Consider the following 4414-nt stretch of genomic DNA (forward strand, 5'->3'; position numbering starts at 1 on the left):
AACCAGTGCATTTGGTACATCCGCTGACCAGCTGCCACCCGCTTGGACTGTGGCTGTAAAGGTTTCGGTGGTAATGCCATCGCTAACGCTGATGCTGATTACCGTGCCCGCTGGTGCATTCGTGGTACCACTAATAGTTGGCGTACTGTCGTTGGTAGCACCCACAGTATCGAGTGTCAGTGTCGGGGCAAGGCTATCAAGGGCGCCCGATTGCGTAGCGCCTCCTGTATTGCCCGCCGCATCCGTAATGCTGGCTTGTACACTGTAGCTGCCATCAGGTAATTCTGGACTGATTGCTTGCCAGTTGCCGTTGACATCCACGGTGGCGGTGAGCGGTGTTTCATCGCCATTACTGTCGGTGATTACAATGTTTACAACTGTGCCTTCTGGCTCAGTTGAAGTACCACTAATAAGTGGGGTGCTGTCGTTACCAAGCCCCAGTGCATCCACAGTTACAACCGGGGTAATGGTATCTACATTGCCACTGCTGTTGGCGGTGCTCTCATTGCCTGCAGCATCAGTAATACTGGCTGTTACAGTAAAGTCACCTTGTGCCAGGGCACTGGGCACTTCAATATCCCAATGCCCATCCGTACCAACGGTGGTGGTAATGGTTTGCACAACGCCATCACTGTCGGTCACGGTGAGTGTGACCGTGCCGCCAATTTCGTTACTGGTGCCTTGTAATGTCGGGGTTAAGTCGTTTATATCGCCTACATTTTGTATCGTAAGCGTTGGCGCTTGCGTGTCGATAGTCGTGGTTTCACTCACGGTGGTTTCGTTGCCTACGCTGTCGCGTACGCTCACTTCAATCGTGCTTTCACCTTCACTGAGTGGTGTCGCTGGGATGGCGCTCCACTCGCCGTTGGCATCAACAAGGGCGGTAATGGTTTGTGGGTTACCGTCACTGTCGGTCACCACAATCGTCACTTGTGCGCCTTCGCCTGCGTCACTTGTGCCGCTGATTATAGGCGTGTTGCTATTGCTTTGTGCATCCACCTCAACCGTGAGTGTAGGGGGTGTGTTATCAAAGTCATCTGAGCTGATTGTGCGTGTGTTCCCTGCTGCATCTGTGGCTGTGGCAATCACAGAGCCTACATCCAGTAGTGATACATCAAGCCCCACCAAAGACCAATTACCGTTGGCATCGGTTGTGGTGGTGTAAGTTACACCCACTCCTCCGCCTATAAGTTGCTCAGTGATAGTAATTTCGCTGCCTGCTGGCAGGTCAGAGGTACCGCTTAGGGTCACTAATAAACCAAGCTCAAAGGTCGGTGTAAAGGCAAGGGTTGGTGGCGTCACATCCACTTCGCCCGTATCACTGCCTGTACCGGTATTACCAGCGGCATCAGTGATGCTGGCACTAACACTGTAGTTGCCTTCTGCTAAGTCGCTGGTTGGTGTCGCACTCCAATTACCATTGGCATCAGTTTGTACATCAATAGTTTGTACGGCATTGGCTGCATCGGTAAAGGTTATCGTAACGGTGCTGTTTGGAGCATCACTGGTGCCCGTAACCGTTGGTGAGCTGTCGTTGGTGAGCGCTGGTGCATCCACACTCACACTTGGCGCGGTGGTATCGATGTTACCGCTGCCAGAGATATCAGTGCTGTTACCCGCCGCATCACTAATAGTCGCTTCAATGCTGTAAGGGCCTTCAGCCAATGCGTTTGGCACTTCGATTGAGAAGTTGCCGCTCGCATCCACAGTCGTCGTAAAGGTTTGCTCTGCCCCTAAATCATCGGTAACGGTAAAGGTGATCACAGTGCCTTCTAGTGCATCACTGGTGCCGCTTAGCGTTGGGGTTACGTCGTTACTTGAACCTGGGCTGGTTAAATCAAGCGTTGGCGCAATGGTATCAACCTCCCCTGCGCCTGTGGCGGTCGCTGTGTTACCCGCTGCATCGCTTACGCTTGCACTTACGGTAAAGTTGCCCTCAGCAACTACTTGTGAGGCAGCCACACTCCACGTGCCATTAGCTCCTAGGGTCGTTGTAACCGTATGGGTCACATTATTACTATCGGTGATTTCAACCGTTACGGTGCTGCCTTGCGGTGCATTCGAGGTGCCGGTGATCGTTGGGGTTGTATCATTGGTAACAACTAGCTCATTCACTTCAATCGCTGGGATAGTGGTGTCGATTAAGCCTATTTCAGTTACAGAACTTGTATTACCACCGCTATCCGTCACACTGGCGGTAACTTCATAGTTACCTTCTGCTAACGCATCTGGAGCTTCAACGCTCCAGACACCACCGGTTACGGTGGTATCAATAGACGTAATATTCCCCGCGCTATCTTCAAACGTTAAGCTAATGGTGGTGCCATCTGCTGCATCGCTTGTCCCATTAATGGTTGGTGTGGTGTCGTTGGTATCAACCAAGGCATTAATGCTAATGCTTGGCGCGGTGGTGTTCAGCGTGGCTGTTTCACTAACCGTGGTGGTGTTACCGGCGTTGTCGCTCACGCTGGCTTCAATGGTCAGCTCACCATCAACCAGTGCATTTGGTACATCGGCTGACCAGCTGCCACCCGCTTGCACTGTGGTTGTAAAGGTTTCGGTGGTAATGCCATCGCTAACGCTGATGCTAATTACCGTGCCCGCTGGTGCATTCGTGGAACCACTAATAGTTGGCGTGCTGTCGTTGGTCGCGCCGACGGTATCAAGCACAAGTGTTGGCGCGAGGCTATCTATGGTGCCCGATTGCGTAGCGCCGCCTGTATTGCCCGCCGCATCGGTAATGCTGGCTTGCACACTGTAGCTGCCTTCTGGTAATTCAGGGCTGGTTGCTTGCCAATTGCCGTTGACATCCACGGTGGCGGTGAGCGGTGTTTCATCGCCATTACTGTCGGTAATTACAATGTTTACAACTGTGCCTTCTGGCTCAGTTGAAGTACCACTAATAAGTGGAGTACTGTCGTTACCAAGTCCCAGTGCATCCACGGTTACAACTGGGGTAATGGTATCTACATTGCCACTGCTGTTGGCGGTGCTCTCATTGCCTGCGGCATCAGTAATACTCGCGCTGACAGTAAAGTCGCCTTGTGCCAGGGCACTTGGGATTTCAATATCCCAATGCCCATCCATACCAACGGTGGTGGTAATGGTTTGCACAGCGCCATCACTGTCGGTCACGGTGAGTGTTACCGTGCCGCCAATTTCGTTACTGGTGCCTTGTAATGTAGGGGTTAAGTCGTTTACATCACCCACGGTTTGCATGGTTAATGTGGGTGCTTGTGTATCTAAAGTAATTGTATCGGTTACTGTTGTTGTGTTTCTTGCTTCATCAGACACGCTCACTTCGATGGTGTTATCACCTTCATTCAAGTCTGTTTGAGGGGTTACTTCCCAACTTCCATTGGCATCTACTGTGGTTGTTAGTGTTTGTTCAACACCGTTTTCATCAGTGATCACTACAGTAATCGTTGTACCTACATCGGCATCACTCGTGCCTGAAATAGTCGGTGTTGTATCATTGGTTACAGCATCAAAATCAACGGTTAAACTTGGCCCCGCAGTATCAATATTACCGGTTGCTGTATCTAAAGCACTATTGCCTGCAGCATCAGAAACCTCTGCCTGTACAGTGTAATCCCCTGAAGCCAACTCTTGAGAAAGCTCTACACTCCAATTCCCTTGTGCATCTGTTGTCGTATTAAACGAGCGAACAACTCCTTGCGAATCTGTAACAGTCAAGCTTATAACAGTGCCAGAAACAACGCCTGTAGTATTACCAGCAATAATTGGTGTTGTATCATTACTAGTTTCTAGATCGTTAATTTGTATAGTTGGCGGCGTAATATCAATTACAGCATCAAGTTCTGCTATGGCTGAACCACCGCCTAAATCAGTTACTGTTGCACTGATTGATACACTTCCCTCAGGTAAATCGGCTGGCGGAGTAACACTCCACTGTCCGTTTGCATCAACAACCGTAGTTAAGGTAATAGTCGCACCTGTAGAGTCAGTGATCTGAACTTCAACAGACGAACCTACTTCTGCATTAAATGTATCACCGCTTATTTGTGGGGTTTGATCGTTGGTTTCACCAATCACATCAATAGTGATAGTTAACGCACTTGTATCAATAGTACCAGAGGCGCTTGCAGTACCTTCATTGCCAGCGTTATCGCTAATAGTAGCATCAACAGTATAGCTACCTTCAGCTAAAGCTACGGGTACTTCTACTGTCCAACTTCCATCTGCAATGACTTGTGCAGTGATTGTTTGCACTGCACCATTTGCGTCCGTTACAGTTAAAGTAACAGTTGAGCCTGTAGGTTCCCCGCTTACCGTACCTGATAGAGTTGGTGTAGTATCACTTGTATCACCTAGCGCATTTATGTTCACAACCGGCGCAGTTGTATCAACCTCCCCTGTGGTAGTGGCCGTGGTTTCATTACCTGCGTTATCG

Annotated in this window: 1 protein-coding gene; it reads right to left on the reverse strand. The window is 50.0% G+C overall.

Annotated elements, in window-relative coordinates; all coding sequences use genetic code 11:
- A partial coding sequence (locus CWB60_RS15170; protein ID WP_171036156.1) for a beta strand repeat-containing protein occupies positions 1–4414 on the reverse strand: 4414 nt, incomplete at both ends.

Origin of the sequence: Pseudoalteromonas sp. S327 (assembly GCF_005886415.1) — a bacterium.
Classification (GTDB): domain Bacteria; phylum Pseudomonadota; class Gammaproteobacteria; order Enterobacterales; family Alteromonadaceae; genus Pseudoalteromonas; species Pseudoalteromonas atlantica.